Consider the following 1,030-nt stretch of genomic DNA (forward strand, 5'->3'; position numbering starts at 1 on the left):
CGCACTGGCCGTGCGGGCACGGTGCGGATTGAGAGTGGATCTGAGCAGATCGATTGCCGCCATCTCCGTGTCGACGTCGACGTCGGCTCCACGCACCGCGACGTCGTGAGCGAAGTTTCGCAGGAAAACCGCGGTTGCTCGTGACAGCGGCGAGTCGGGGATCACGGGATCCGATGCCGCGAGGTCGTCCGGGTCGACCATCTCCGCGGGCACCCAGACGCTGGAGAACTCGGCCACCGAGTCGTTCGTGACCGAGAAGGGTTGCGACATCGACAGCGCGGCAAGCGGATTGGGCCTCGTGTATGAGTGCTCCCGTCCACCGGTGATCACGTGCCCGTGCACCAGAGTATCGGCCGTGCCGAACAGGACGTAGGGGGAATGCCGCTCGGTTATCCGTGCCGACGTGCGGCTCATGGTCGCAGGGGTTCGCAGTAGGACATAGGTCACGACCAACGAGAGTGGGCGCCAGAAGAGATACTCGTCGAAGTCCGCGGGGTCGCCGTCGGGGTCGAGGGTGAAGGTCGGCATGTAATTCTCGGCGCCGGAGATCCCCTGGCGGTGAAGTCGTCGAGAGCGGTTGCCGCCCAACTGGTTCGTCTTGCCGACGCGGTGATGCCAGTCGTGCACTCGCTGCGAATCGAGACTGCCGGGCAGATCGTCGGGTTCTGTCATGATGGACCCGCTCCCCCGGTTGTCGACGAAGCGCTATGTGCCGAGTTGCGCGGCAGCACGATCATCGACGACACGAAAAAGCAGACAGCGCCGATGAACGTGCAGCTGTTGGCGAGCACGTTGTCGACCGTGTTGCCGTTCGGCGTGATGTAGGCGCCGTACGCACTCACACCGAAGGCGATACACCCCACCATGTTGATCTGTACCGACCACCAGTTGACATCGCCGGGTTGCCAGGCCTTGTTCACCCGGCTGTAGGCGATGATCGCGAACGCGCCGCTGATGAGGAACGCCACCGAGCCGCCGGCATCCGGCGACCACACGAGATGCTTCTCCGATGCAATCGAGTGTGCAGCGA

1 protein-coding gene and 1 pseudogene are annotated in these 1,030 nt (G+C 63.9%); both read right to left on the reverse strand.

Going from position 1 to position 1,030, the window contains the following annotated elements:
• Positions 1 to 672: hypothetical protein (locus tag GOOTI_RS22390; protein WP_007240881.1), on the reverse strand; the 672-nt coding region annotated here is incomplete at its 3' end.
• Positions 669 to 1,030: pseudogene (locus tag GOOTI_RS22395) on the reverse strand (hypothetical protein); the annotation flags it as partial. The gene GOOTI_RS22390 and the pseudogene GOOTI_RS22395, both read right to left, overlap by 4 nt.

Origin of the sequence: Gordonia otitidis NBRC 100426, assembly GCF_000248075.1 — a bacterium.
GTDB lineage: Bacteria > Actinomycetota > Actinomycetes > Mycobacteriales > Mycobacteriaceae > Gordonia > Gordonia otitidis.